The organism is Burkholderia sp. WAC0059, assembly GCF_002870125.1.
GTDB lineage: Bacteria > Pseudomonadota > Gammaproteobacteria > Burkholderiales > Burkholderiaceae > Paraburkholderia.
In genome coordinates this window covers 92,401-116,438 of the sequence record NZ_PNEO01000011.1, presented here as the reverse complement: position 1 = coordinate 116,438, position 24,038 = coordinate 92,401, and the positions used below count along the sequence as shown (strand labels likewise).

The window sequence follows — 24,038 nt, the reverse complement described above, 5'->3', positions numbered from 1 at the left end:
TCGTTTGCGGGGCCGGCGCGCGGGCCGGCGTCGGCGCATCAGCACTCGACGATGTTGACCGCGAGCCCGCCGCGCGAGGTTTCCTTGTACTTCGTCTTCATGTCCGCGCCGGTTTCGCGCATGGTCTTGATGACCGAATCGAGCGAGACGTAGTGGGCGCCGTCGCCGCGCAGCGCCATGCGCGCCGCGTTGACGGCCTTCACCGAGGCCATCGCGTTGCGCTCGATGCAGGGAATCTGCACCATGCCGCCGACCGGGTCGCAGGTCAGGCCGAGGTTGTGCTCCATGCCGATCTCGGCGGCGTTCTCGACCTGCCGCGGCGTGCCGCCGAGCACGGCGGCGAGCGCGCCGGCCGCCATCGAGCAGGCCACGCCGACCTCGCCCTGGCAGCCGACTTCGGCGCCCGAGATCGACGCGTTGAGCTTGTAGAGAATGCCGATCGCGGCGGCCGTGAGCAGGAAGTCGATCACGCCCTGGTCGTTCGCGCCGGGCGTGAAGCGCACGTAGTAGTGCAGCACCGCCGGCACGATGCCGGCCGCGCCGTTGGTCGGGGCCGTCACGACGCGCGAGCCGGCCGCGTTCTCCTCGTTGACGGCGATCGCGTAGAGATTGATCCAGTCGATCATCGACAGCGGGTCCTGCAGCGCGCGCTCGGGGTTGCGCGTCAGCGTGCGGTAGAGCTGCGGCGCGCGGCGCCTCACCTGGAGCGGACCCGGCAGCGTGCCTTCGGCGCCCGGATTGTCGATGCCGCAACCGCGCGACACGCACGACTGCATGACCTCCCAGATGCGCAGCAGGCCGGCGCGGATGGCCGCGTCGTCGAGCGAGGCGCGCTCGTTTTCGAGCATGAGCTGCGCGATGGACTTGCCTGTTTCCTCGCAGCGCGCGAGCAGCTCGTTGGCCGAGCGAAACGGATGCGGCAGTTGGGCCGCCGCCGACAGCACCTTCGTGTTCGGCGCGCCCGCCGTCACGACGAACCCGCCGCCCACCGATAGATAGGTCGACTCGCGCAGCGTCGCGCCGGCCGCGTCGAGCGCGCGCAGCTTCATGCCGTTCGGGTGCTCGGCGAGCGCCTGGCGGTAGAACGCGAAGTGCTCCTTCTGCACGAACGGCACCGTGTGCCGGCCGAGCAGCGCGAGCGTGCGCGAGCTTTGCACGGCGTCGAGCCGGCTCGCGATGGTGTCGGGGTTCACGGTGTCGGGCACTTCGCCCATGAGACCGAGCATGACGCCGCGGTCGGTGCCGTGGCCCTTGCCGGTCGCGCCGAGCGAGCCGTACAGCTCGATCTTGACCGAGGCCGCCGCGTCGAGCAGGCCGTCGCGTTCGAGCCCTTCGGCGAACATGAGCGCCGCGCGCATCGGCCCGACCGTATGCGAACTGGACGGCCCGATGCCGATCTTGAAGAGGTCGAAAACGCTGACGGCCATGAGGGGCGCTCCTGCTGACGGAATGGAGAGTGCGGCAAGCTCAGCGCGCCGGCAGCGGCAGGCAGACCGCCAGCCACGCCGGCGGGGTGGGCGCGAGCTTGCGCGCGATCGGTACGTAACGCCCGTCGAGACGGGCGGCGAGGTGAAACAGTTCGGCGGCGTTCTGCGGGTCCCATTCGCCCGAGTAGCCGGGCAGGCCCGCCGCGCGCCGCCGCGCGTCGAACGGCACGTCCGAGTGGACGAACTCGTCGTGCGTGCGCGTGCCGAGCGCGTACGGCGCGAGCCAGTTCAGGGCGAGCGCGAGCGACGCGCCGTTGCTGCCCCGCTGGATCAGCCAGTTGCGGTTGTGGCGGCGCGCGGCCAGCGCCGCCGTGACGAGCGGCTGCAGGTCGTAGGTGACGTAGTGCAGCGCGTCGCGCTCGGAGAGGTCGAGCGTCGCGCCGTCCGGCGCGATGTTGTCGCCGATGTGCTCGACGAAGAGCCGCTGCGCCGCGAGGATCATTCGCCGGTTGTCGAGCGTGAACGCGGCCATCGCGATCAGCTTGATCCGGTGGCTTTGCCAGTTGTTCGCGAAGTCGCCCTTGAGCGGCCGCGGCTGCGCGTCGATCTGGGCGATGTAGCCGTTGCCGAGCCGCGTGAGGAACGCCATCGTCTCGTTGCGCGTCCTGACGGGCAGCGCGCTCGCGGTCATGTCGTAGGCGAGGATCAGCCCCTCGAGACGGGTTTCGTCGATCGGGTTGAAGCTCGGTTGGTAGGTCGCGACCCAGGCGGCCAGGAAGCGGTCGACGAGGCGCAGGTAGCGGTCGTCGCTCGTCGCCCGCCAGGCGAGCGCGGCGTCGCGCATCAGGTCGAAGTCCTGCTCGGCCGCGACGCTCTGGTCGTACGCGCCCTCGTGCGGCAGCAGGCCCTGGGTGTGGAGCTGCGCGAGCGGATGGGGCGCGTCGTTCACATGGGCGAGGACGTAGGCCACGAGCGCTTTCACGCCGGGGTCGGCATTGGTGCGCTCGCTCGATTGCAGCGCGGGCGCCGCGCAGAAGTTCATCGCCGCGTGGGCGGCGTTCGCCAGCGCGAGCAGGGTGGCCGCCGCCAGCATCGCAATCCGTTTCCGGGCGGCCGGGTGCGCGCCGCGCACCGGTCCGATTGTTGCCGTTCGCACCTTCCGCACCATGCGGGACTCCTTGGTCAGGGCTGACAGGTGTGTGATGTTAACGGTTTGCGGCGGATTTGCGTCGATGGACGGCGGCGCGAGCGCCGGCCGCGCGCCGGCGCGGCGCGGGCCAGCGGGCGGTCGCGCCGCGCGGGGCGGCAGTTACGCGTACTCGGAGACCGGCACGCACGAGCAGAACAGGTTGCGATCCCCGTAGACGTTGTCGGCGCGGCCGACCGGCGGCCAGTACTTGCGCGCGACGAGCGACGGCAGCGGGTAAGCCGCCGTCTCGCGCGAGTAGGCGTGCGGCCAGTCGTTCGCGATCACGACGGCGGCCGTGTGCGGCGCGTGGCGCAGCGGGTTGTCCTCCTTGTCCGCGCGGCCTTCCTCGACGGCGCGGATTTCCTCGCGGATCGCGATCATCGCGTCGATGAAGCGGTCGAGCTCTTCCTTCGGCTCCGATTCGGTCGGCTCGACCATCAGCGTGCCCGGCACCGGGAAGCTCATGGTCGGCGCGTGGAAGCCGTAGTCGATCAGGCGCTTGGCGACGTCGTCGACGGTGATGCCGCTCGCGTCCTTGAGCGGGCGCAGGTCGAGAATGCACTCGTGCGCGACGAGCCCGCCCGGGCCGGAATAAAGCACCGGGTAGTGCGGCGAGAGCTTTTTCGCGACGTAGTTCGCGTTGAGGATCGCCACTTCCGTTGCGGCCGTGAGGTTGCGCGCGCCCATCATCGCGACGTACATCCACGAGATCGGCAGGATCGCGGCCGAGCCGTAGGGCGCCGCGCTGACCGCGCCGATGCCCTGTTCGCCGCGGACGTAACCCGTCGAGCGCTGGTTCGGCAGGAACGGCGCGAGGTGCGCGCCGACGGCGACCGGGCCGACGCCGGGCCCGCCGCCGCCGTGCGGGATGCAGAAGGTCTTGTGCAGGTTCAGGTGCGAGACGTCGCCGCCGAACTGGCCCGGCGCCGTCAGGCCGACCATCGCGTTCATGTTCGCGCCGTCGACGTACACCTGGCCGCCGTGCGCGTGCACGATCTCGCAGATCTCGCGCACGTTCTGCTCGAACACGCCGTGCGTCGACGGGTAGGTAATCATGATGGCGGCAAGCTTGTCGGCGTGCTGGGCCGCCTTCGCTTTCAGGTCGGCGATGTCGACGTTGCCCTGCGCGTCGCAGGCCACGACGACGACCTGCAGACCCGCCATCTGCGCCGAGGCCGGATTGGTGCCGTGCGCGGAGGCTGGAATCAGGCAGACGTTGCGATGGCCCTCGCCGCGCGACGCATGGTAGGCGCGGATGACGAGCAGACCCGCGTACTCGCCCTGAGAGCCCGCGTTCGGCTGCAGCGACACGGCCGCGTAGCCGGTGGCGGCCACGAGCATCTGTTCGAGCTGGTCGATCATCTCGCGATAGCCGACCGTCTGCCCGGCGGGCGCGAATGGGTGAATCTGGCCGAACTCGGGCCACGTGATGGGCAGCATTTCCGAGGTCGCGTTCAGCTTCATCGTGCACGAGCCGAGCGGAATCATCGTGCGGTCGAGCGCGAGGTCCTTGTCCGCGAGGCTGCGCAGGTAACGCAGCATTTCGGTTTCCGAGTGGTGACGGTTGAACACCGGATGCGTGAGGTACGCGCTCTGGCGCGCGAGCGCGACCGGCAGCGTCGGCGCGCCGGTCTGGGCCAGTTCGGCGTCGAGCGCGTCCACGGCCGGCACGTCGCTTGCGGACGCGACTTGCGCGAACGCCGCGAGCAGGTCGGCGAGATCGGCGCGCGTGGTCGTCTCGTCGACCGAGACGCCGACGCGCGTCTCGCTCACGCGGCGCAGGTTCATGCCGCGCGCGCGCGCGGCTTCGTGCAGCGCGGCGGTGCGCGTGCCGGTTTCGAACGTCAGCGTGTCGAAGAACGTTTCGTTCACGCGCGCGTAGCCGAGCTTTTGCGCGCCGGCGGCGAGGATCGCGGCGCTGCGGTTCACGCGCAGCGCGATGGTTTCGAGGCCGCGCGGGCCGTGATAGACCGCGTACATGCTGGCCATGATCGCGAGCAGCGCCTGCGCGGTGCAGACGTTCGAGGTCGCCTTCTCGCGACGGATGTGCTGCTCGCGCGTCTGCAGCGCGAGGCGCAGCGCCGGGTTGCCCTGCGCGTCGACGGTCACGCCGACGAGACGGCCCGGCATCTGCCGCTTGAAGTCGTCGCGCACGGCGAGGTAGGCCGCGTGCGGGCCGCCGAACGCCATCGGCACGCCGAAGCGCTGCGTGTTGCCGACCGCGACGTCCGCGCCCCATTCGCCCGGCGGCGCGAGCACGGTGAGCGCGAGCAGGTCGGCGGCGGCGACAACGTAGCCGCCGGCCGCATGAACGGCTTCGGCGAGCGCGCGGTAATCGCGCACGTCGCCGTTCGCGCCCGGGTACTGGAGCAGCACGCCGAACGCGCCGGCGTTCGCGGCGTCGGCGGCCGGGCCGACCTTCACCTCGATGCCGGCCGGCGTCGCGCGCGTCTTCACGACTTCGACGGTTTGCGGCAGCACGTCGTCGGCGACGTAGAACACGTTCGACTTCGACTTGCCCATGCGCTGCAGCAGCGTCATTGCCTCGGCGGCGGCCGTGGCCTCGTCGAGCAGCGACGCGTTCGAGATGTCGAGGCCCGTCAGGTCGATCACCATCTGCTGGAAGTTCAGCAGCGCCTCGAGGCGGCCCTGCGAGATTTCCGGCTGATAGGGCGTGTAGGCCGTGTACCACGCCGGGTTTTCGAGCACGTTGCGCAGGATGACGGTCGGCGTATGCGTGTTGTAGTAGCCCTGCCCGATGTAGGAGCGAAACACCTGGTTCTGGTCGGCCAGCGCGCGCAGGGCGGCGAGTGCCTCGGCCTCGCCGCGCGGCGCGGCGAAGGGGCCGAGCGGCAGCGCGTCGGCGCGCCGGATGGCGGCCGGGATGACCGCGTCGATCAGCGCGTCGCGCGAGGAAAAGCCGAGCGCGTCGAGCATGGCCTGCTGGTCGGCCGCGTCGGGGCCGAGGTGCCGTGCGGCGAAGGCGTCGCGCACTTCGAGCGCCGCGAGCGAGAGAGAGGGGCGATTCATCGGACGATCCGGGTGTTCGAGCTTCATGAAGGGTTCCTGCCGGCGCGGCGGCGGGCGCCGCGCCTTGTCGGTTGGGTCGGGCCGGCAGCCTGAACTTTAAGTGCCTTGAGCGACGGCGCTTAAGCGCCGATGGCCTTGCCGTAGGCGGCGGCGTCGAGCAGCGAGTCGAGCGAGACGCCGGCCGCCGGCTTGATCTTGAAGAGCCACGAGGCGTAGGGCTCGCCGTTCACCTGGTCGGGCGCGTCGACGAGGCTCGCGTTCGATTCGACGATTTCGCCCGCGACCGGTGCGTAAATGTCGGAAGCGGCCTTCACCGATTCGATCACGGCGACGGCGTCGCCGGCGCCCACGGTCTTGCCGGCTTCGGGCAGTTCCAGAAAGACGATGTCGCCGAGCGCTTCCTGCGCGTGGTCGGTGATGCCGACGCTCAGCGTGCCGTCCGCTTCGACGCGGACCCATTCGTGCGATTCGGTGTATTTCAGATCGGCCGGGATGCTCATGGGATGCTCCAGTGCTAAATGCAGGTAATAGGGTAGAAAGCTTGAAACCGGATGGACCGCGCGCGGATCGGACTCAGGCCGCGAGGACCTTGCCGTTGCGCACGAACGGCAGTTTTACCACGCGCGCGGGCAGCGCCTTATCGCGGATCAGGACCTGCACGGCGTCGCCCGGCTGCACGCCCGTCGGCACGCGCGCGAACGCGATCGATTCCTGCATGGTCGGCGAGAACGTGCCGCTCGTGATCTCGCCCTCGCCGTGCGGCGTGACGACCTTCTGGTGGGCGCGCAGCACGCCGCCCGCCTTGCCGTTTTCCTTCTGCAGGATCAGGCCGACGAACGCGGCGCGCGAGCCCGCCGCTTCGAGCGCGGCGCGGCCGACGAAGTCGCGCGGCGCCGCGAGATCGACGGTCCAGGCGAGGCCCGCGTCGAGCGGCGAGACCTGCTCGTTCATGTCCTGGCCGTAGAGGTTCATGCCGGCCTCGAGGCGCAGCGTGTCGCGCGCGCCGAGCCCGCAGGGCTTCACGCCCTCGCGCGCCAGCGCGTCCCAGAACTCGCCCACCACGTTCGCGGGCACGATCACCTCGAAACCGTCTTCGCCCGTGTAGCCGGTGCGCGCGATCGTCAACTCGCCGAACGGCGTCGCCTCGACCTTCGCGGCGTTGAACGGCTTGAGCGGCTCGGTGACGCTGCGCGCGCCGGGCACGACGCGCCAGACCTTCTCGCGCGCGTCGGGGCCCTGCACGGCGACGATCGCGAGATCGCGGCGCGGCGTGATCGCAAGGCCGAAGCCGCCGTCGGCGTTGAGCTTGCCGAACCAGGCGATGTCGTTCTCGGCCGTGCCCGCGTTGACGACGACGCGGAAATTGTCCTCGGCGAAGTAGTAGACGATCAGATCGTCGATGACGCCGCCCTGCGGATTCAGCATGCACGAGTAGAGCGCCCGGCCGGCCGTCTTGAGCTTCCCGACGTTGTTGGCGAGCGCATGCTCGAAGAACGCGCGCGCCTTCGCGCCCGAGAAGTCGACGGCGCACATGTGGGACACGTCGAACATGCCCGCGTCGGTGCGCACCGCGTGGTGCTCGTCGATCTGCGAGCCGTAGTTGACGGGCATGTCCCAACCGCCGAAATCGACCATGCGGGCGCCGAGCGCGCGATGGGTGGCGTTGAGCGGGGTGTGTTTAAGTTCGGTCATGGGGCCTCGGCACTGCCGGAAACGGTCGGCGAAAACAAAAAAGGGCCATGCATCGAAACCTTGCGGGCGGTATGCCCGTAAGCGCTTCATGCATGGCCCCTCTGTCCTCGGTACCTGAGAGATTGCGCCGCTCCGCGCGGAAGATTCCGCATGGACCGGCGCGCGCCCCTTCGGTGGGCAGCCTGACCGGCGGCAGCGCATGCACGGGTGCATGGCGTTCGCAAGGGCCTACCGCCGCTCTCCAGAGTGCGGACCTTGGCGCCGGGTTCGTCCGCATACGTCGTACGTAAGCAGCGGCGAAATCGGCGGTCCGGCGCGCACGGTCCTTTTTGCCTGAGAGTTTGTGGGTTGCCCCTTCGGCGGCGCCGGGTGTCGGCCCCGATGAGGCCGTCCGGCGCGCTCTCCCGGCGCGCGTGGCGATTGTGCGCGACGCGCGGGGGGTGTGTCAACGTGAGAAAAATAGCGGAGGCGGGCGCGCTGTCCCTTATTCGTCGATCACGTGTCCGGCCGTGTCGAGCTCGTCGTTCAGCATCCGCTGTTCCGGGCTCGAGAGGCCGCCGTCGTGCTGCGAGGCGATGCTGTGCGCCTCTTCGCGGATCACGTCGAGGCGATGGTGCAGTTGGGCGCCCTGCGCCTGCGGGTACGCGCCCTGGCCCACGCGCATGTCGATGTGGCGCCCCATGTCGTCGATCCGGCCGTCCACCTGGCGCAGCCGCTCCAGCGCGAAATCGTGCTGCGTGGGGGCGGGCGCGGGGCGCGGCTGCTGGCCGATCGGCCGCGTGACGACGCAGGCGGCGAGCGTCGAGGCGAGCGCGGCGGCGGCGAGCAGACGAAGCAGGCGGGACATGGGCGGTTCTCCTTGTGGTTCATACCGTAGTACCGTCCGCAAACGCCCGGCCGGCGCTTTTCGATGACCGCGCGGCCGGGTGCGTTTGTAACGGTTTATTCCTTTCGGCGGCGTCAGCGGACTGGAAGCCGGTTCGTCATGCGGTGTTCAGCGCTCGCGCGCGAACGGCAGCGTGCGGCCTTCCCCGGCGCTGGCCGTCGCGAGCTCGACGATGCGCATCACGTCGACGGCATCCTGCGCGCCGACCGGGAACGGCCGGCCTTCGCGGATCGTCGCCGCGAGCGCGCGGTAGAACCCGGCGTAGTCGCCGTCGGCCGTCGGCAGCGCGCGCTCGGTTTCCTGCCCGTCCTCGAGCACGTGCAGCCGGCCCGGCGCGTTGCCGGCGCCGAAGTCCGGATGGCCGGGGCGCAGCCCGCTCTTGAGCTGATCTTCCTGGACGTCGAGGCCGTGCTTCAGATAGCTGCCGTGCGTGCCGTGGATGACGAAGCGCGGCGCGAACGCGGCGAGCGCGCTCGCATGCAATAGCACCTCGTGCCGCGCGTAGCCGAGCATCAGATGCACGTAGTCGGGCGCGGCGCCGTTCTCGCGATGCGTCTTCACGATGGCGCCGACGGTCTCGGGCGCGCCGAAGAGCGCCAGCGCCTGGTCGATGAGATGCGGCCCGAGGTCGTAGAGCAGGCCGCCGCCGCGCGTCGCGTCCTCGCGCCAGCGCGGACGCACGAGCGGCCGGAAGCGGTCGAAGTGCGATTCGTAATGCGTGACGCGGCCGAGCCGGCCGCTCTCGAGAAGCGCGCGCACGGTGATGAAGTCGCCGTCCCAGCGGCGGTTGTGGAACGGCGCGAACAGCAGGCCGCGCGCACGGGCGAAATCGGCGAGCGCGCGCGCCTCGGCGGCGCTGAGCGTGACGGGCTTGTCGACGACGACGTGGCGGCCGGCCGCGAGCACGCGTTCGGCCAGTGCGAAATGCGTGTCGTTCGGCGTGGCGATCACGATGCAGTCGAGATCGTCGAGGGCAAGCAGCGCGTCGAGATCGGGGACGACGGCAGCCTCGGGAAAATCGGCGCGGGCACGTTCGGCCTGGCTCGTTGCGATCGCGGCGACGACGGCCGCGCCGCAGTGCGCGATGACGGGCGCGTGAAACGTCTGGCCGGCGAAGCCGTAACCGGTCAGGCCGATTTTCAGCGGGGCGGACGAAGGCATGCGGGCTTCCTGCAAAAAGCGGTGTGCCGGGCCGGCCGCCGTTGCCGGCGGGGGCGCGCGGAAGGCGCCATTGTGGCATGGCGGCGGATGCCGCGCGGGCTGGATGCGCGCGGCATCCGGAGCTCGCGCGACGGGTGACGGCGCTCCGGCTGCCGCCCCGACTCGTGTTAACATCTGGGCGCTCGAGACGGGCCGGCCCGAGCGCCGCTCGCCCGTTTCGCGCCGCGCCGGCGCCGCGTGCCGCGTCCGCGCGACTTCCCCGTGCCGTACCCCCAAGTCTTTCCTTTCCAGCAACGATGTCCGCAGGCCTGAATCCCGCCCAAAGCGAAGCGGTGCGCTATCTCGACGGTCCCTGTCTCGTGCTCGCCGGCGCAGGCAGCGGCAAGACGCGCGTGATCACGCAGAAGATCGCGTACCTGATCGAGACGAAGGGTTTCGAGCCGCGCCACATCGCGGCCGTCACGTTCACGAACAAGGCCGCGGCCGAAATGCGCGAGCGCGTGGGCAAACTGCTCGAAGGCAAGACGCTCACCACGCCGGGCAAGGAAGGCCGCAAGGTGCCGGTGAGCCAGCTCACCGTCTGCACGTTCCACTCGCTCGGCGTGCAGATCCTGCGGCAGGAGGCGGAGCACGTCGGGCTCAAGCCGCAGTTCTCCATCATGGATGCGGACGACTGCTTCGCGATGATCCAGGAGCAGGTCGGCTCCACCGACAAGGGCTTCATCCGCAAGATGCAGTCGATCGTCTCGCTCTGGAAGAACGGGCTCGTCACGCCCGAGGAGGCGCTTGCCACGGCGTCGAACGAGGACGAGCACCAGGCGGCCATCGTCTATCGCAACTACGTCGCCACGCTGCACGCGTACCAGGCCGTCGACTTCGACGACCTGATCCGCCTGCCGACCGAACTCTTCGCGCAGAACGAGCCCGTGCGCGAGCGCTGGCAGAACCGGCTGCGCTATCTGCTCATTGACGAGTACCAGGACACCAACGCGTGCCAGTACTCGCTGCTCAAGCTGCTGGCCGGGCCGCGCGCCGCGTTCACGGCCGTCGGCGACGACGACCAGGCCATCTACGGCTGGCGTGGCGCCACGCTCGAAAACCTCGCGCAGCTACAGACGGACTTTCCGAAGCTGCACGTCGTCAAGCTCGAGCAGAACTACCGTTCGACGGTGCGCATCCTGACCGCCGCGAACAACGTGATTGCCCACAACCCGAAGCTCTTCGAGAAGAAGCTCTGGTCCGAGCACGGCATGGGCGATTCGATCACCGTCACGCCCTGCAACGACGAGGAGCACGAGGCCGAATCGGTCGTGTTTCGCCTCTCCGCCCACAAGTTCGAGCGGCGCGCGCAGTTTCGCGACTACGCGATCCTTTATCGCGGCAACTTCCAGGCGCGCGTGTTCGAGCAGGTGCTGCGGCGCGAGCGGATTCCCTACGTGCTCTCGGGCGGCCAGTCGTTTTTCGATCGCGCCGAGATCAAGGACCTCTGCGCGTACCTGCGGCTCATCGCGAACCCCGACGACGATCCCGCGTTCATCCGCGCGATCACGACGCCGCGACGCGGCGTCGGCAACACGACGCTCGAGGCGCTGGGCGCGTTCGCGGGGCAGGCGAAGGTGTCGCTATTCGAGGCCGTCTACATGGGCGGCATCGAGGCGCGGCTTGCCGCGCGGCAGATCGAGCCCATGCGCGCGTTCTGCGATTTCATGCAGCGCCTGACCGAGCGGGCCGACAAGGACCCGGCGAGCGCCGTCCTCGACGACCTGATGGAGGCGATCCATTACGAAGCCTACCTGTACGACGCGTTCGACGAGCGCCAGGCGCAGTCGAAATGGCAGAACGTGCTGGAGTTTCTGGAGTGGCTCAAGCGCAAGGGCACGAAGCCCGAGCCCGAAATCGGCGAGGAGGGCGAGGCGACCGGTTACGACAGCGCCGACGGTCTCGCCGACACCGGCAAGAACCTGCTCGGCCTCGTCCAGACCATCGCGTTGATGTCAATGCTCGAAGGCCGGGACGAGGACCCGGACGCGGTGCGGCTGTCGACGGTTCACGCCGCGAAGGGGCTCGAGTATCCGCACGTGTTTCTCGTGGGCGTCGAGGAGGGCATCATGCCCCACCGCGGCGGCGCGGACGACGAGACGGTCGACGCCGCGCGCATCGAGGAGGAGCGGAGGCTGATGTACGTCGCGATTACGCGCGCGCAGCGCAGCCTGCATCTGAACTGGTGCAGGAAGCGCAAGCGCGCGCGGGAGACGGTGGTGTGCGAGCAGTCGCGTTTCGTCCCCGAGATGGGGCTCGACGAAGCGCCGCCGCCGACCGCCGACGAGGCGCCGATGTCGCCGAAGGACCGGCTCGCGAGTTTGAAGGCGCTGTTGCAGAAGGAGTGAGCGAGCGCCTCCGTGGCCGCCGGCAGGTCCGCGCGTGCTTCGGCCCCGATGAACCGGGCGCGGTGGACGCTCTGGGCGAAACCGGGTATGCTCTCGGTCTCACTATCGCACCGTTATTTCCATCATGACGGTGCGCTCCCGCCGAAGCGCCCGTAGCTCAATGGATAGAGTACTGCCCTCCGAAGGCAGGGGTTGCTGGTTCGATCCCAGCCGGGCGCGCCAAGAATTTCTTTAGATTCAAGTGGTTAGGCTAATGGCCGCAAACCTGAATCTGTCCTCAGCGCACACCGCGCGTCCTATACGAGTCCGACGATTTCTGCTTGATTGCCCTGAGCGGTATTGCTCGGGTGCCGTTATTTTACTCTGCCGGACTCGGTAGGCAGTTCTGCTGGTCACGTCATGTCCAGTGGCAGAATGTTCACGTGAAAAGTACCCATGCGGGAGGCTAAATGCCTAATCCAAGCTGGACGGACTACGTTGGCGTGATGTCTGGGATTGTCGGCATGCTGACCGGCATCTCTGGCGCGGTCATGGGCTATATCGCGTACCGGCGCAGCAACCAGATCAAGGCGCTGGACATGCGACTAGCGCTTCGCAAGGATTTGGAAGAGGTGCGCGAAGCCGTTACAACCTTTCGAGAATTGATGTCTTCGGCGGAAGGCTCCAGAAGAGCAACCCTAGCTGCCAGAGGACTTTACAAATCAGGCAATATGGTCGTCTGGGAAAGGACGCTTGAGGCTGATCGCGCGGAAGTAGCAAAGATCGCGGCGGCCATTCTGAGCGAAGGAACCGACTTTGCCGCCCTGTCCGAAGCGCAGTTGGAGACGGAGCTAGTGGCCGTGCACAAGATCAAAACGAGCCTGTCCAAATTGGTCGAGAAGTATCGCGGCGAGCTTGCCGCGGACGATGATATTAGACGTCAAATCGGCCAGCAGCAGACCGCTATCGCAGCGGCACGGATGGGCCAAAAACCGTAGCGTGATCAACCCGCTGCAGCATAGGACGCGACAGGTGAAGATTGCCGATCACATAAAGCATTCGCTCGATGCGCTTGACAAGCAGGATATGGATCAAGCGATGCTGTACGCGTGCCTAGCTATCGACGGCACGGCCAAAAAGACCTACACCCACATCAGCCAGGTCGGACCGCGCTTTCGAAAATTCATCAACGACAATATGGACATCGTTGAGTTAATGTTTGGCGGCATCAACTTGGTGGAGACGTTGTTCCCCTTCAAGGACGCGAAAGGAAAGATTGGAGTCACGTTTGCTGACATCGTGTACGAAAAGTTTCGTTGCAGCCTAGCCCACGGTGACGAGCTACCGGACGGATTCGGAGTAACCATCCAGATTGCTGATGGTCACCAAGTTTTTTCGGTGGACATTCAAAACCAATCAATGACCCTGCCGCAGAGTGCCATCACCGGTCTTGGGCTGATCTGCGTGCTGGCACCGGCGAACGCCGACCAGCAAATCGGGAATAGTGCTTACCGCTACTGGGATAGAGTCAACACCTATATCGTGGATGATTGGTGGGGCAAGGTAGATGCGGCGAGGTAGATGCGGCGAGGGCGATTATGGACTTCAAGACGCCCATACGCATAAAAATGGATTTCAAAAACGTCTGGCCTACGAGCTAGTCCCTACCCTATTTAGGCGGTCGCCGTGTGCGCGGGAGCGGGACCGCTGCGGCGTAGGACTCGGAAAGGACGGGTGCTGCCCGAACAGACACGATATAAAGCGCGGATCAATCGGCGCGTGGACGGATACCGGCTAGGGTCGCCGCGCCGAGTGTAGGAGCGGGGGTAAGAAGAAGCCCGCTAGGCGGTCGGCGCAGCGGGCTTAGGGTTCGGTGGGACGGCCCGCGCGCGGAGCCGTCTGGGCACGTTCTATGCGGTCAGCGCGGCTTTCTCTTTCCGATCCTTGCACCCTTGAGCGCTCCGGTTCCGCCGCCGCCTTTGAGGGAGTACGCGTCCGGGTCCGACTTGACCTTCATCGGGCGGGCGACGTGCGCCGGGAGATAGATTGCGCCGTCTTCCTTCTCCCATTTGAGAAGTTGCTCCACGGTCTCGTGGTACAGCATTCGCGGCGAAACGTGCCGAATGCCCTTCGAATCGCGAAACACGCTGATCGCGCCGACGCGAAGGGCGATGTGCTGAAGAGCGTCGTGCTGTTCTTCAAACGGCGCATCCGGGTTCTGCGCGATTTCGCCGTACATCTTGACCAACAAGTCGTCAATGACGCTCATTACTTCTTCCCCTCAAACAAACTGAAAATGATTCCGGTTATTCGCGCGGCGAAGTACATCGCTGCAACTGCGAGTACCGCCGCGCGTCTGGTCGTCATGCTGCAGCCATATCGCCGTACTTGAGATGCGCCAGCACGACTTCCGACGTATCGTATGGAAGGTCTTTTGCCGCCCGTTCGCAGAAGTCGTCATACTTGGTGATGGCATACTCGATATCAGGCTTAGAGCCGCCCTTGCTGATGCGCTCCTTGTGGTCTTCGCGCGAGCGTTTCGGCAACAGGCCGGTGTCGATTAGATAGTCGATGATCGAGAGGAACGCCCACACGCGCTCGTTTCGCCGAGCAGCAGAAGCGAGCGCGAGTTGCCAAAGGCCGCTGACCTGATCGCCTTGCGTGCCAGTCGAGAAGGTGATGGTGAACGGGAAGACGAGCCAGCCGTTGGGCGTGCGGAACGCGCCGTTGAACATGGACAGCTTGCCGTCGAGTTTCGTCACGTTCGATACAAGCTGGACGTTATCGAAGCACGGCTTGAAGTTTGGGATAGTGTTGATCGAGCGGCACAGTTTGGCGAACAAGAAGGTTGTCGCGAGTTCTTTATTCATGATTTATAGTGGTCCTGATAAATATTGATGGCCGCGCCCGGTGAAGAGTGCGGCTGGCTGTGCGTTACTTCGACAGGTTCTTCATGTGCTCGTACACGTCTTCGGGCACGTCGTCCGGTAGACCTGCGGCGAGGCGGGCCGGGTTCACTGCGCCGAGCGCTTCGGCGTTGTCCTGTGCGACGCTGAAACGGGCGTGGCGGATGGCGGCATCGCTGGCCGCGCTCACGGCGCTGGTGCCGTGGGTCTCCGTGACCGTTTGTTCCGGATCGTCCGTGTTCTGCTGGGCGTTCTGCTCGCGCAGGATCGAATCGAGCGAATCGAGCAGCTTGCCGATGGGCTTGATGGCTGCGTCTGCGGTCTTCATGGCTGTGGCATCGCCGGTCGCGCGGAGCTTTTGGCAGATGGCGAGCGCATCGCCTGCGGCTTGAGCCACTTTCGCGATGCGGCTGAAATATTCGCGGTCTGCGATGCCGATAGTGGAAGGGGCGATGGTGCGGATGCCGCGAACGGACGGCGAGACCGTGTCGGTGGTGCGGCGCGAACGGGGCTGCGGTTTCGCGTTCTGCTTGACGTTCATGCGGTCTCGAATGAGGGTGTTATGTTGGATGGTTGCCATGATGGTTCCTTTAATAGATAGTATTCCTGATGAATACTGGTTGACCGGCGATCCGATTGTCACGCCTTAGTCGTAAGTATCGTTGTCGTTCGGTGTCCGCCGTCACCAACGTAAACACCGGAAACGTGGCAAATCAACCCTTGATCCCCGTCGCGTTATTCACCAGCAAATCAGTCATGCTCTTACGCAACGCGTCGTTCACCGCTTGTCCGACGGCCTTCGGGTCCGTCACGCCGTTAATGTTGATCGTGATCGGCATTTCCCCGATAGTGCGTTGTCGGTCGCCGACCGGCTGGCGATCCACAACGCCGCCTGCGTATTGGCGCATGAGGTCAAGGCCGCGCGATTGTGCGACGAGTTCCCGTTGCAGCTTCGCGTAATCTTGCTGCGGCAGGCCGCCCACGGCGAGTTGTTTCTGGATGCCGTAGATGTTGTTCTGGATGCCCGCTTCTATCTGCGAGCGTGCCCATGACGCATCGCCGCGAGAAACGCCGCCGCGCTGAATCTGGTCAACTGGAACGTGGAGCCAGTCCGCGATACTCTGCTGGACGTTGCGAATGTTGATCTTCTCTTTGCTCTCACCGATGCCGTGAACGTTGCCACCGTAAAAGCCGGATACTTTCGCGACATAGTTCGGATCGCTGTTGCCGTTGTACGCGCGCAGGGCTGCGGCTTGATCGCCGTTGAAGCGCTTTAAGTTCTCCGCGTAGATTCGGGTGCCGACCATGATGTTGCTTGCCGGGTCCATCACGTCCGCGCCGTTTCCGTAAGCCTTCCAGTTGCCGTGCGTGACCTGCATGAGACCGCCCGCGCCCGTCGAGCTATATTGCCCGTTGCGCCCGGTCGATTCGGCCATCATGATCGAATAGACCATCTGCGGGTCCACGCCGTACTTGTCCGACGCGGACTTGATCTGCGACGCGTATTGGTTCGCCGTCCAGTTCCCGCGACCGCCGCCTGACAGTGTTGGTGCGCCGGAGCCGGTCGAGCCGGGAAGATTGCTTGCGCGTCCGATCTCACCCGCCCATGCGGCCCACGCCTGCTGAATATTGATGGCCGAAGAGAACGACTGGACTGCGCCCGCGAACATATTGACGGCGAGCGACATTTGATTGGCTGTCTGCAAGCCTTGCTTGTTCGATTCATCCATCTTGTCCACGGCCGCATCGCGCTTGTCTTGCTCCTTCTTCTGCGCTTGCTTCGCTTGCTGTTTGTCCGCTGCACCTTCCTTCTTCGGCTCGTCCGCAACCGGATCGGAAATATGAAGGAGACGCCGCGCCATGCCGAGCCAGCCCGTCGCTTTGCTGGGGGTGTACGCGTTATGCTTGATCTGGCCGACCGGATGTTCACTAAGGTTGTGGGCTGCGGTAGGAATGAGTTTGGCCACGTCGGTGAGAAGATCAACGAACTTCGTGAACGTCGGCAAAAGTTGCTGCGCCAGCACGTTCTCCGCACGCGTGAACTGCTCCGTCAGTTGTGAGACAGAATCGTTGTACTTGGAAAGTGACGCCTCTGCCTTCTCACGCTCCGCGATTTCCTGCGAGGTCATGTCCGTGATCTTGCCGATGGACGGACCCAGCCGCTGGAGCGTGAGCAGCCAATCTTGATTAAGGCCGGTGGACTTTGCGATGCCTTGGACCTGACCGGCGGACATGCCTTGAAGGTGCGTTGCCAACTGCGTGAGGCGCGTGTTCGTGCCGGTCGCAGCTTCGCCGCGTGCGCCTACATCGACACCGAGCATACGCATGGTGCGGGCTTCGCGGCCAAGGCGGGACGGGTCCGTATAGGCAGCATTCGCCATGTCGGAGAAGGTCTTGACGCCTTCCAGCGCCGAGTCGCGCGTAACGTAGCCGCGCCCCATGCGGACCATCTTGCGCTGATAGTCTTCGACCCGCGTTGCCGATACCCCCAACTGCATCCCTTCGGAACGCTGCATGTTGTACCTCTCACGCATATCCATTACGGACTTCACGCCCGCCGCGAGAAAACCGAGTGCGACCGTAGCGGCGGCGAACTCCGCACCCATCACGCGGACAGCGGACGACACTGCGTTGAGACCGGGCACGAGCTTGCCGAGTTCGCTTGACGCGTCTGCGGCGAACTGCTTCATCTTGTTGGCGCTGTTCTTGCTGCCGTCACCAACCTTGCTCATCTTGTCCTGTAGCATCTCAAGGCGCTTGATACTGTCCTTGAGGTCCACTTGGTACTGGAGCACGAATTTGTCGAGGTCTTCCGCCATTACTGATCCTTAAATTGTTCGCGAATATGCGCGATGGTCGGGATGGAGAAGGCGTAGCGGACACCTTCATGGCCGTTCGCGATTCGCTCCGCGCCGAGTGCCTTCATGGCATGAGAGAGCCGCGCGTGCCTTCCGACGCGGCAGCCCGCTTCCTGCGCGATGCGCTGTAGCTCCGTGGATTCGACCGTTACGCGCCCGTCGCGCGTGAAGCCGGTTCTGGCCTTCGCGACGAGTTGTGCGGGCGGGACGGGCGTTTGCACGTCGGTCTCCTTACTCGCCTTCGAGTTTGCGATCCCAGTGAGCCGTGCCGTCGCCACGCCCCAAGGCGTCTTTCTCTTCCAGTTCCGCAGCGTGCGCGTTGAGGATGCCGCCAAGCGCGAGGCTGTCGGTGGGCTGGCGGTGGAGGCTCTTGTCGTACACGTTGTCGCTCAGAGCCATACTGACGGCGCGAGCCACGTCCGACGCGTGGTGCGTGAGTTCCGAAACTCGGGCGTCGAGTTCGGCATCACGTTTGCCGCCGAGCGTGCCGAGTGCGAACAGCAGTTCGGCTTCGAAGAGGCTGGAACCTTCGTAGTGGCCGGCTGCTGCATCGAGCGCTTCGGGAGCGGCGATGAGGTACTTACCGAACACTGCCGCGAAGGATTCGAAGCGACCGAAGCCGATGGCGCGGAGCGTGGCGTGAGTGCGTCGGTCGTGCGGCGTGGTGATGGCGCGCATGACGGGCCGCGATGCGAAGTCGTCCGGCAAAAGCGTGTTGCGCGCGTCGTCACATTCTCGGATGCGGATGAATTCGAGCTGGGAGCGTTGAGCGATTCCGGTTGTCATAACAGTTAGTGATCCTTAGTGAGTAATAAGAAGGCGGCGTGAGTCGTTTGTTACGCCTTAGTCGTGAATATAGGTGTTCCCGGTGTACGTGGCCGCAGCAACGCGCGGGAGATAATTCCAGCGCCCGAATTACGTTGGAATGGATAAGGTCATGGCAAGGTTCGAATCTCGTACCTACATCGGCGGGAAATTGTTTTCGACCGGAACTGTCACAAGCGCATCGCTGACGGAGCCGCGCATGTCGGTCGAGCGTGCGCTAATAGCGCAGTCGCATCGGGCCGGTGGAGAGGCTCGACGCGCCGAAGCGCAAGAATTGCGGTCCGCCGTTCAACTGCTACCGGGCAAGTTCAAGACTTCGGCAGAGTTGGCCGTGCTGATGGGTGGGGATGGCGAATCCGACGAATCGGACATTTAGATACACCCGGATCGGGCGGCGCGTGGACTCGCCTACACGAAAAGAGTGTCCTCACAAAGTCATATATTAAGTGGTGCCAGATTGCGATGCGAGCGGCGCTGATCTAGTATTGGCCTTGCTCAGAGAGAGCACCGGCATACCCCGCCGTCTGTCTAGTTCGCTCGAATCGCGCAATGCGGTTCAAACGGCATAAGAAGCGAACAACCCACCCTTATTGACTTAAATCGCCGCGAGCACGCAGCGGTCTCCGCTCGTTCGCGCGAATTTTCTGAGGATAGACAGATGGGCATGACCCTGTTCGAACAACGTTATCAGCACGCGATGATCGTCGCGGAACGCCTTGGCATCAAAAAGAAAAACCGCGAGATTGTTGCGGCGCTCTACTGCCTGCACTGGGCGGTGGACGTGATGGACGACCGCACCGACAAGCACCTGGGCAACATCAAAACTTGGTTCGACCGCTGAACGGTGCTCCGGCGCGGTGATGGCTCGCGGCTTTCTTGGTCGCGGGCCTTTGTCCGCTTGCGGTGTCAGGGCCATCAGCCCCTTCGGAGCGGATGGCGCGACAATGGCGTAAATGGACACGAGTTAAGACGCGAGAATAGAGCCGTACCGAACGCGCCAAGGAGCGACAGATGCAAGGAAACGCAAACATCACGTTCGTTACTTCGTCGGAGTTCCGCGCTGAGGTGGAAAGTGCTGCCGCGTCGCTTGGCCTGACGAAGAGCGAATTTATCAGGTTGGCCGTCATCTATGCGATGAAGGAACGTCCTGCGGCCGCGTTTGCCGCGAGAAGCGGCATGCGTCGCAAGGGCAACCCGAACTTCGGCGCGAGGCGAACGGCATAAAAGAAAGCCGCTGCGGCGTGAACCGGAGCGGCGTGGAATAATTCTCTCACACGACAAGAAAAAGTCCTAATCACTTAACACGATCCGGTTACCAGCCGGATAAAATGACAGGAATCCTTAGCGATGAGTATCGCTGAAAATAATGACCGTGGCAATAGTCGCGACGAAAATTCCGTTCCGGCCCAGCGCGTTACTGTGTCCGCACGCGCCGATTCCGATGCCGAAGAGTTTGATGAAGCGATGGAAGGCGCGATGGAGCGGGTGGGACGCAAGGTGCAAGCGAGCATCGAACGTCGCAACGCTGAGGACGAGCGCAAGAAAGAGGAAGCCGCGCAGATTCGCCGTGAGACTAGCGGTGTGAAGATTGTCTCTGACGGCTTCGAAGAGGGAAAGGCTGAACTTGAGGCGATGCGTGAACGGCGCATTTCCGGCTCTGCGGAATCTGCTGCTGAGGCGCGCGAGATGCGTAAAGAGGCCGACATCGTGAAACGAGCCAAGAAGCTGTTTGCTGCGCAGCAGATTCAGTACAAAGACGTGAAGATGGTTCGCAAGCTCGATTCGTTCATCACGCAACCGTTGATGACCGACGAGAACAAGCTTTGCGTGTTGAACGCACTGTTCGATGGCGAAGATGATCTGCCGCACCGTGACCACTATCGCGGGCGGATCGTGGACCATGAAGACAAGATTATTGACGAGTTCTACCCCGTGACGCGTTTGATCGCGGCATTCTCTGCGGCGGGCCTGAGCGGAGTTTCGTTGAAGGCGGCGCGCGAAGTGGTTAAAGAGTTCGCACTGGACCACGAACGCAACGACTTGATCGACCGCTTGGAGAAGAAAATCCCGGAGTGGGACGGCAAGCCGCGCATGAAGAAGAAGCTGATTGAACTTTTCGAGTTGCGCGATACGCCGCTGATCCAGAACGTCGGCCAATACTTCTTCCTGAGCCTGTACAACCGCGTGATGATTCCGGGCTCGCTGGCCCCGATTGCGATTGCCCTCATCGGCGCGCAGGGCTGTGGCAAGTCGCTCTTCGCCAAGAAGCTGTGCCAGATCATCACGGGGAACGATGAGGCCGATTCGGTTCAGTTGAATCTTGACGGTGACTGGATGGAGTTCTTGCGAGCGATCACTGGAAATAGCGTCATCGCCACCGTTGGTGAAATGGCCGGCTTCACGCGGGCCGATACCAACAAGATCAAAGACATCACGACGCGCGTTTCGGATCAAATGCACCAAAAATTCGAAGGGACTTTCCAGCAGCAGCGCCAGTGGATCATGATGCTGGATGGGAATAAGTATGAGCTTCAGCGCGACGAGACCGGCAACCGGCGCTTCATGCCGCTCTTCTGCGGCCAACTGGAAGATGTCGGCGGACAGCCGCGCTGGCGTCAGGACTTTGAAGCGATCTTCGATGATAAGGAGCGCGGCATCTGCTTCGAGGATGACGTGTGGCAGATCATGGCGGAGTGCGCTGAATGGATGGACGAAAATGGAGAGAGCGGGTATGAGGCTTTTGTCCGTGAAGTCGTGCGGCAGGTACTTGAATTCAACAAGGGTGAGATGGCCGCAGAGCGCGGGATTGTCGTGGATGGCGATATTGAGACATACTTGGACGCCGCGCTGCGAAAGGTGAAGTTGGAGATTGTTAATATGCGTGACGGCAGCGGCAAGACGTGCGTGCGTGTGGATCGCATTGAACTGCTCGACATGATTCACGGCCTGTCGAACGGCAAAGCGAAGATTCACCCGAACGGACTACGGAAAGCGATGGCGGCGCGTGGTGCTGATGAGGTGAAGCCGATGGGCGTGCAGAAGTATCGTTTTGCGAAAGTGAAGGACCAAAAAGCGTTCGATGCGATGCTTACCGCTCGCAGCCCTTCGCTTGATGATGAGGAAACGAAGGTTGAAGAAGAGCGGTTCTGACGCTCGCCTCAGCGTGGCGATGGTGCGGCGTTGCTCGGTTCGGGTGACGCCGTTTTCGTTTCTGCGGACGTTTGGCGGTGTGATTCGACATACGTTCTTATGCGGCGGAGGCTTAGATCGTCTGACGTTCTACTCTAAGCTTCGGGCGGTCTCTATGCGGGCGTTCACCGGAGAGCCTTGAACCGCGAGGCTTGTACATTGGTCGGTGAGGGCTTTAGACCTAAGAGTTAGATCGACGCGCGTTTGCAACTATATATACCCCTCTTTATCGCTCTAGTTACTTTCTCCGTCTGTATATCTAAGGTTCTAAGGGTCTAAGAAGGAATAAGCGCTTGAAGGCAAAGGAGAATCAGCTAGAGCGATTCTTAGACCGCCCTGCCTGCTGCGGCTATCACCGGCTCTAAGCGCGAACGATTCACCATCCTGCGCGGCAAGCCGCTTCGGACCACGGGCCGTGGACCTTTCCTCAAGCGCATCTGCGCAGCACCCTGCGGCTATATCGTCGGCCCCAACCAGACGGTGCGCCAGCCCACGCCGAATCACGCACCCTGCCCGATTAAGGCTGTCGCGCACAATCCGGGCAACAGTTGAGGAAGGCGCGGGACGCGAGAAGGACGGGCGACCGTTCGCGAACCCGGAGCCGCTCGCCCGGAAGACCCGACGAACCCGCGCCGATCAGCGAAAACCGTGTTCTCCCGCCCTGCATCGACCCGGCCCACAGAACCGTACCAGCGCGCCGCCCGACCGCTCTACGGCCACGACACCGGAACACGTAGCCATCGACATGCGGGCGCGGCGATCATACGCGCGAGAGTACATCGAATCGAGAGTCGATCATGATCATCGCAGACCCGGACACCTTCCGTAACGAAGTCATCGCGCACTACCATAATGATGCGTTGCTTCGTTACGTCAACCTGCGCGCGGACGGCCATACCAGCATCGCGGCTCTGGTCGGCGCGTTCGGCAGCGACTACGCGATGACGATGCACCCGTTCATCTATATCAACCTGATCGAAACGTCGGACGCGTACAAGCGCACGCTGGTCGCGGCAGTGGCGGCGAAGAAAGACAACCCGCTCTGGGACGCAGAAACGTCAGCTCGCGTGCTCTTCTCCATCGCCACGGACGAGACCGCCAAGCGCGCCGAACGCATCGCAGCAGCGAAGGAACTCAACGTGCTGTTCGGCATCACGATCATTGACGACAAGGGCAACACCCGTCGCGGCGGTCTGACTGTCGAAGACCTGCTCAAGATTACGCCGTCCGCACCGGGCGCAGCGTCGAAGGTCCATTGATGATCGACCGCGCGACCTATCAACGCCTGCTCGACACGCACGGGCGGTTCGTCGCAACACGCGCTTTCATCGCGGAGAAATCGCCTGAGCAGCGCGATTGGACGTCATTCTATGCGTGCTATGGCGACGAGCGGAAGCTGCCGGAGAACGAGCGCTGCCGAACGGGAGTGCTTCGCCAGTTCGATCCGATGGGGTGGACGCTGCTGTATGAAGATCACCCGTACAACGAGAACAGCATCATCTATCACCTGACGGGCGGCCAGAGCGCGTATTGGCTCGATCAGCTAGTCAAGGCGCGCGAGTTCTGGGGCAAATGGGTCATCGCGTTCCTCTACAAAAGCCTCATCTGCGACGAGTCGAATGACGTCTATGACGCGATTTCCGACGATCAAGGCGAGTTCGTCATGGTCGAAGACGGGGCAACGTTCTGCGCGTGGTTCGAAGGCTGGCGCGGCTGGACTGCGTGGTCCGCGAGTCTGGGCGAAGGTGACATGAATGCACTTGGCGAAGTGTTCGCATGGATTCGCGGCGAGCAAGAGCCGCATAGATGGCCCGACCCCGGAACCCCGGAAGCCGCAGCGCTGCTGTCGAAGCTGCCAGCCGCCAGCCGGCAAAAACAGGAGAACAAGCAATGAGCCTACGATCCAAGCGCCCATCGAAAGCGACCGAAGCGGAAGCAGCAGAGAAACCCGCATCCGTGTTCTTCGACAACTTCGAGCCGTCAGGCGCGCCCATTATCGACCAGCGGCAATGGCGCGAAGACACCGGCACCGTCAAAGCGCCCGAAGCGATCGAGCCAGCGCAGTCCACATCGCGCGTCAAGATCGAAGGTGGTAAGCGCCTCAATCACGACGTTCTGTTGAGCGACGATCCGCGCGATTTATTCAGCACGCACCGTGCGGAACGGTCAGCGCATCCGGAAGAAGTCGCCAAGCGTGCAGCCGACCGCCAGCGTAAGTGCAAGGGTCAAGAAGAGCGGGCATGGCGCGGCTGGTCGTGGCTCGTATCGCTCGGCGCTGGTCGAAGCTAGGCAACCGCCGTTCTGAACACTCTATAGCGCCCGTTCGTGCTTCGCGGTGGGCCTTCCTCTGCGTTCGTCTATCCGTTTCGCTTCCGTCGTGCGCACGCAACACCCGCACGAGTCCCATACGCGTCCTGCTGAAGATCAAACGCAGATTGGGTAAGCGCGCGGACTGCCCACGATAGGCAGGGAGCATCTACAACGATTCGAGAAGCAATCAGATAATCAG

The 24,038-nt window shown here is 64.2% G+C and carries 23 protein-coding genes, 1 tRNA gene and 1 riboswitch; of the genes, 11 read left to right on the top strand and 13 right to left on the bottom strand.

Annotated elements, in window-relative coordinates; genetic code table 11:
* Window positions 1-38 precede the first annotated feature (38 nt).
* The 7 genes from CY652_RS13195 to CY652_RS13165 all read right to left on the bottom strand — a co-directional run bounded on the left by CY652_RS13195 (window position 39) and on the right by CY652_RS13165 (window position 9,385).
* Window positions 39-1,427: an L-serine ammonia-lyase gene (locus CY652_RS13195; RefSeq protein WP_102131161.1), complete on the bottom strand. Its 1,389-nt coding sequence runs from the start codon at window positions 1,425-1,427 to the stop codon at window positions 39-41.
* A gap of 40 nt (window positions 1,428-1,467) precedes the next feature.
* Window positions 1,468-2,595 (bottom strand): alginate lyase family protein, encoded by a 1,128-nt coding sequence (locus tag CY652_RS13190; RefSeq protein ID WP_102131160.1) that lies wholly within the window; start codon window positions 2,593-2,595, stop codon window positions 1,468-1,470.
* A gap of 141 nt (window positions 2,596-2,736) precedes the next feature.
* Window positions 2,737-5,673, bottom strand: a complete 2,937-nt coding sequence (gcvP, locus tag CY652_RS13185) for an aminomethyl-transferring glycine dehydrogenase (protein ID WP_102131159.1) — start codon at window positions 5,671-5,673, stop codon at window positions 2,737-2,739.
* 92 nt (window positions 5,674-5,765) lie between these two features.
* Complete coding sequence (gene gcvH, locus CY652_RS13180; protein ID WP_102131158.1) at window positions 5,766-6,146, bottom strand: glycine cleavage system protein GcvH; 381 nt, start codon at window positions 6,144-6,146, stop codon at window positions 5,766-5,768.
* 73 nt (window positions 6,147-6,219) lie between these two features.
* Window positions 6,220-7,338, bottom strand: a complete 1,119-nt coding sequence (gene gcvT, locus CY652_RS13175; protein WP_102131157.1) for a glycine cleavage system aminomethyltransferase GcvT — start codon at window positions 7,336-7,338, stop codon at window positions 6,220-6,222.
* Window positions 7,339-7,658: 320 nt separating this feature from the next.
* Window positions 7,659-7,745: riboswitch (glycine riboswitch) on the bottom strand.
* A gap of 77 nt (window positions 7,746-7,822) precedes the next feature.
* Window positions 7,823-8,185 carry a hypothetical protein gene (locus CY652_RS13170; protein WP_102131156.1) on the bottom strand — a complete coding sequence of 121 codons (363 nt, stop codon included), beginning with the start codon at window positions 8,183-8,185 and terminating at the stop codon, window positions 7,823-7,825.
* A 147-nt stretch (window positions 8,186-8,332) separates the two neighbouring features.
* A complete protein-coding gene (locus tag CY652_RS13165; RefSeq protein ID WP_102131155.1) occupies window positions 8,333-9,385 on the bottom strand; it encodes an oxidoreductase in 1,053 nt (350 codons plus the stop codon).
* 296 nt (window positions 9,386-9,681) lie between these two features.
* Here CY652_RS13165 and CY652_RS13160 point away from each other — a divergent pair, with 296 nt between their 5' ends.
* The 4 genes from CY652_RS13160 (at window position 9,682) to CY652_RS13145 (ending at window position 13,332) form a co-directional block, all read left to right on the top strand.
* The gene (locus CY652_RS13160) at window positions 9,682-11,772 is read left to right on the top strand and encodes a UvrD-helicase domain-containing protein (protein ID WP_102131154.1); all 2,091 of its coding nucleotides are present in this window, start codon (window positions 9,682-9,684) and stop codon (window positions 11,770-11,772) included.
* A 146-nt stretch (window positions 11,773-11,918) separates the two neighbouring features.
* Window positions 11,919-11,994: transfer RNA gene (locus CY652_RS13155), tRNA-Arg, on the top strand.
* 227 nt (window positions 11,995-12,221) lie between these two features.
* The gene (locus CY652_RS13150; protein WP_146010096.1) at window positions 12,222-12,749 is read left to right on the top strand and encodes a hypothetical protein; all 528 of its coding nucleotides are present in this window, start codon (window positions 12,222-12,224) and stop codon (window positions 12,747-12,749) included.
* A 34-nt stretch (window positions 12,750-12,783) separates the two neighbouring features.
* On the top strand, window positions 12,784-13,332 hold the full coding sequence (locus CY652_RS13145; protein WP_146010095.1) for a hypothetical protein: 549 nt from the start codon (window positions 12,784-12,786) through the stop codon (window positions 13,330-13,332).
* A 337-nt stretch (window positions 13,333-13,669) separates the two neighbouring features.
* Here the strand turns inward: CY652_RS13145 and CY652_RS13140 are convergent, their stop codons facing one another.
* The 6 genes from CY652_RS13140 to CY652_RS13115 all read right to left on the bottom strand — a co-directional run bounded on the left by CY652_RS13140 (window position 13,670) and on the right by CY652_RS13115 (window position 18,301).
* Complete coding sequence (locus tag CY652_RS13140; RefSeq protein ID WP_102131151.1) at window positions 13,670-14,020, bottom strand: hypothetical protein; 351 nt, start codon at window positions 14,018-14,020, stop codon at window positions 13,670-13,672.
* 94 nt (window positions 14,021-14,114) lie between these two features.
* Window positions 14,115-14,621, bottom strand: coding sequence for a hypothetical protein (locus CY652_RS13135; RefSeq protein ID WP_102131150.1), 507 nt, complete (start codon window positions 14,619-14,621; stop codon window positions 14,115-14,117).
* Window positions 14,622-14,685: 64 nt separating this feature from the next.
* Complete coding sequence (locus tag CY652_RS13130; RefSeq protein ID WP_146010094.1) at window positions 14,686-15,237, bottom strand: hypothetical protein; 552 nt, start codon at window positions 15,235-15,237, stop codon at window positions 14,686-14,688.
* Window positions 15,238-15,370: 133 nt separating this feature from the next.
* The gene (locus CY652_RS13125; protein ID WP_102131148.1) at window positions 15,371-17,476 is read right to left on the bottom strand and encodes a lytic transglycosylase domain-containing protein; all 2,106 of its coding nucleotides are present in this window, start codon (window positions 17,474-17,476) and stop codon (window positions 15,371-15,373) included.
* Window positions 17,476-17,736 carry a hypothetical protein gene (locus CY652_RS13120; RefSeq protein WP_102131147.1) on the bottom strand — a complete coding sequence of 87 codons (261 nt, stop codon included), beginning with the start codon at window positions 17,734-17,736 and terminating at the stop codon, window positions 17,476-17,478. The genes CY652_RS13125 and CY652_RS13120 overlap by 1 nt, the downstream gene beginning before the upstream one ends.
* A gap of 10 nt (window positions 17,737-17,746) precedes the next feature.
* Window positions 17,747-18,301, bottom strand: a complete 555-nt coding sequence (locus CY652_RS13115; protein WP_102131146.1) for a hypothetical protein — start codon at window positions 18,299-18,301, stop codon at window positions 17,747-17,749.
* Window positions 18,302-18,452: 151 nt separating this feature from the next.
* Here CY652_RS13115 and CY652_RS13110 point away from each other — a divergent pair, with 151 nt between their 5' ends.
* The 7 genes from CY652_RS13110 to CY652_RS13085 all read left to right on the top strand — a co-directional run bounded on the left by CY652_RS13110 (window position 18,453) and on the right by CY652_RS13085 (window position 23,818).
* A complete protein-coding gene (locus CY652_RS13110) occupies window positions 18,453-18,716 on the top strand; it encodes a hypothetical protein (RefSeq protein WP_146010093.1) in 264 nt (87 codons plus the stop codon).
* A 282-nt stretch (window positions 18,717-18,998) separates the two neighbouring features.
* Window positions 18,999-19,181 (top strand): hypothetical protein, encoded by a 183-nt coding sequence (locus CY652_RS13105; protein ID WP_102131144.1) that lies wholly within the window; start codon window positions 18,999-19,001, stop codon window positions 19,179-19,181.
* A 170-nt stretch (window positions 19,182-19,351) separates the two neighbouring features.
* A complete protein-coding gene (locus CY652_RS24030; RefSeq protein WP_146010092.1) occupies window positions 19,352-19,564 on the top strand; it encodes a hypothetical protein in 213 nt (70 codons plus the stop codon).
* Between the two features lie 123 nt (window positions 19,565-19,687).
* The gene (locus CY652_RS13100) at window positions 19,688-21,490 is read left to right on the top strand and encodes a VapE domain-containing protein (RefSeq protein WP_102131143.1); all 1,803 of its coding nucleotides are present in this window, start codon (window positions 19,688-19,690) and stop codon (window positions 21,488-21,490) included.
* Between the two features lie 836 nt (window positions 21,491-22,326).
* The gene (locus CY652_RS13095) at window positions 22,327-22,788 is read left to right on the top strand and encodes a hypothetical protein (RefSeq protein ID WP_102131142.1); all 462 of its coding nucleotides are present in this window, start codon (window positions 22,327-22,329) and stop codon (window positions 22,786-22,788) included.
* Window positions 22,788-23,423 carry a hypothetical protein gene (locus tag CY652_RS13090; protein ID WP_102131141.1) on the top strand — a complete coding sequence of 212 codons (636 nt, stop codon included), beginning with the start codon at window positions 22,788-22,790 and terminating at the stop codon, window positions 23,421-23,423. The genes CY652_RS13095 and CY652_RS13090 overlap by 1 nt, the downstream gene beginning before the upstream one ends.
* The gene (locus tag CY652_RS13085) at window positions 23,420-23,818 is read left to right on the top strand and encodes a hypothetical protein (RefSeq protein WP_146010091.1); all 399 of its coding nucleotides are present in this window, start codon (window positions 23,420-23,422) and stop codon (window positions 23,816-23,818) included. The genes CY652_RS13090 and CY652_RS13085 overlap by 4 nt, the downstream gene beginning before the upstream one ends.
* Window positions 23,819-24,038: the final 220 nt, after the last annotated feature.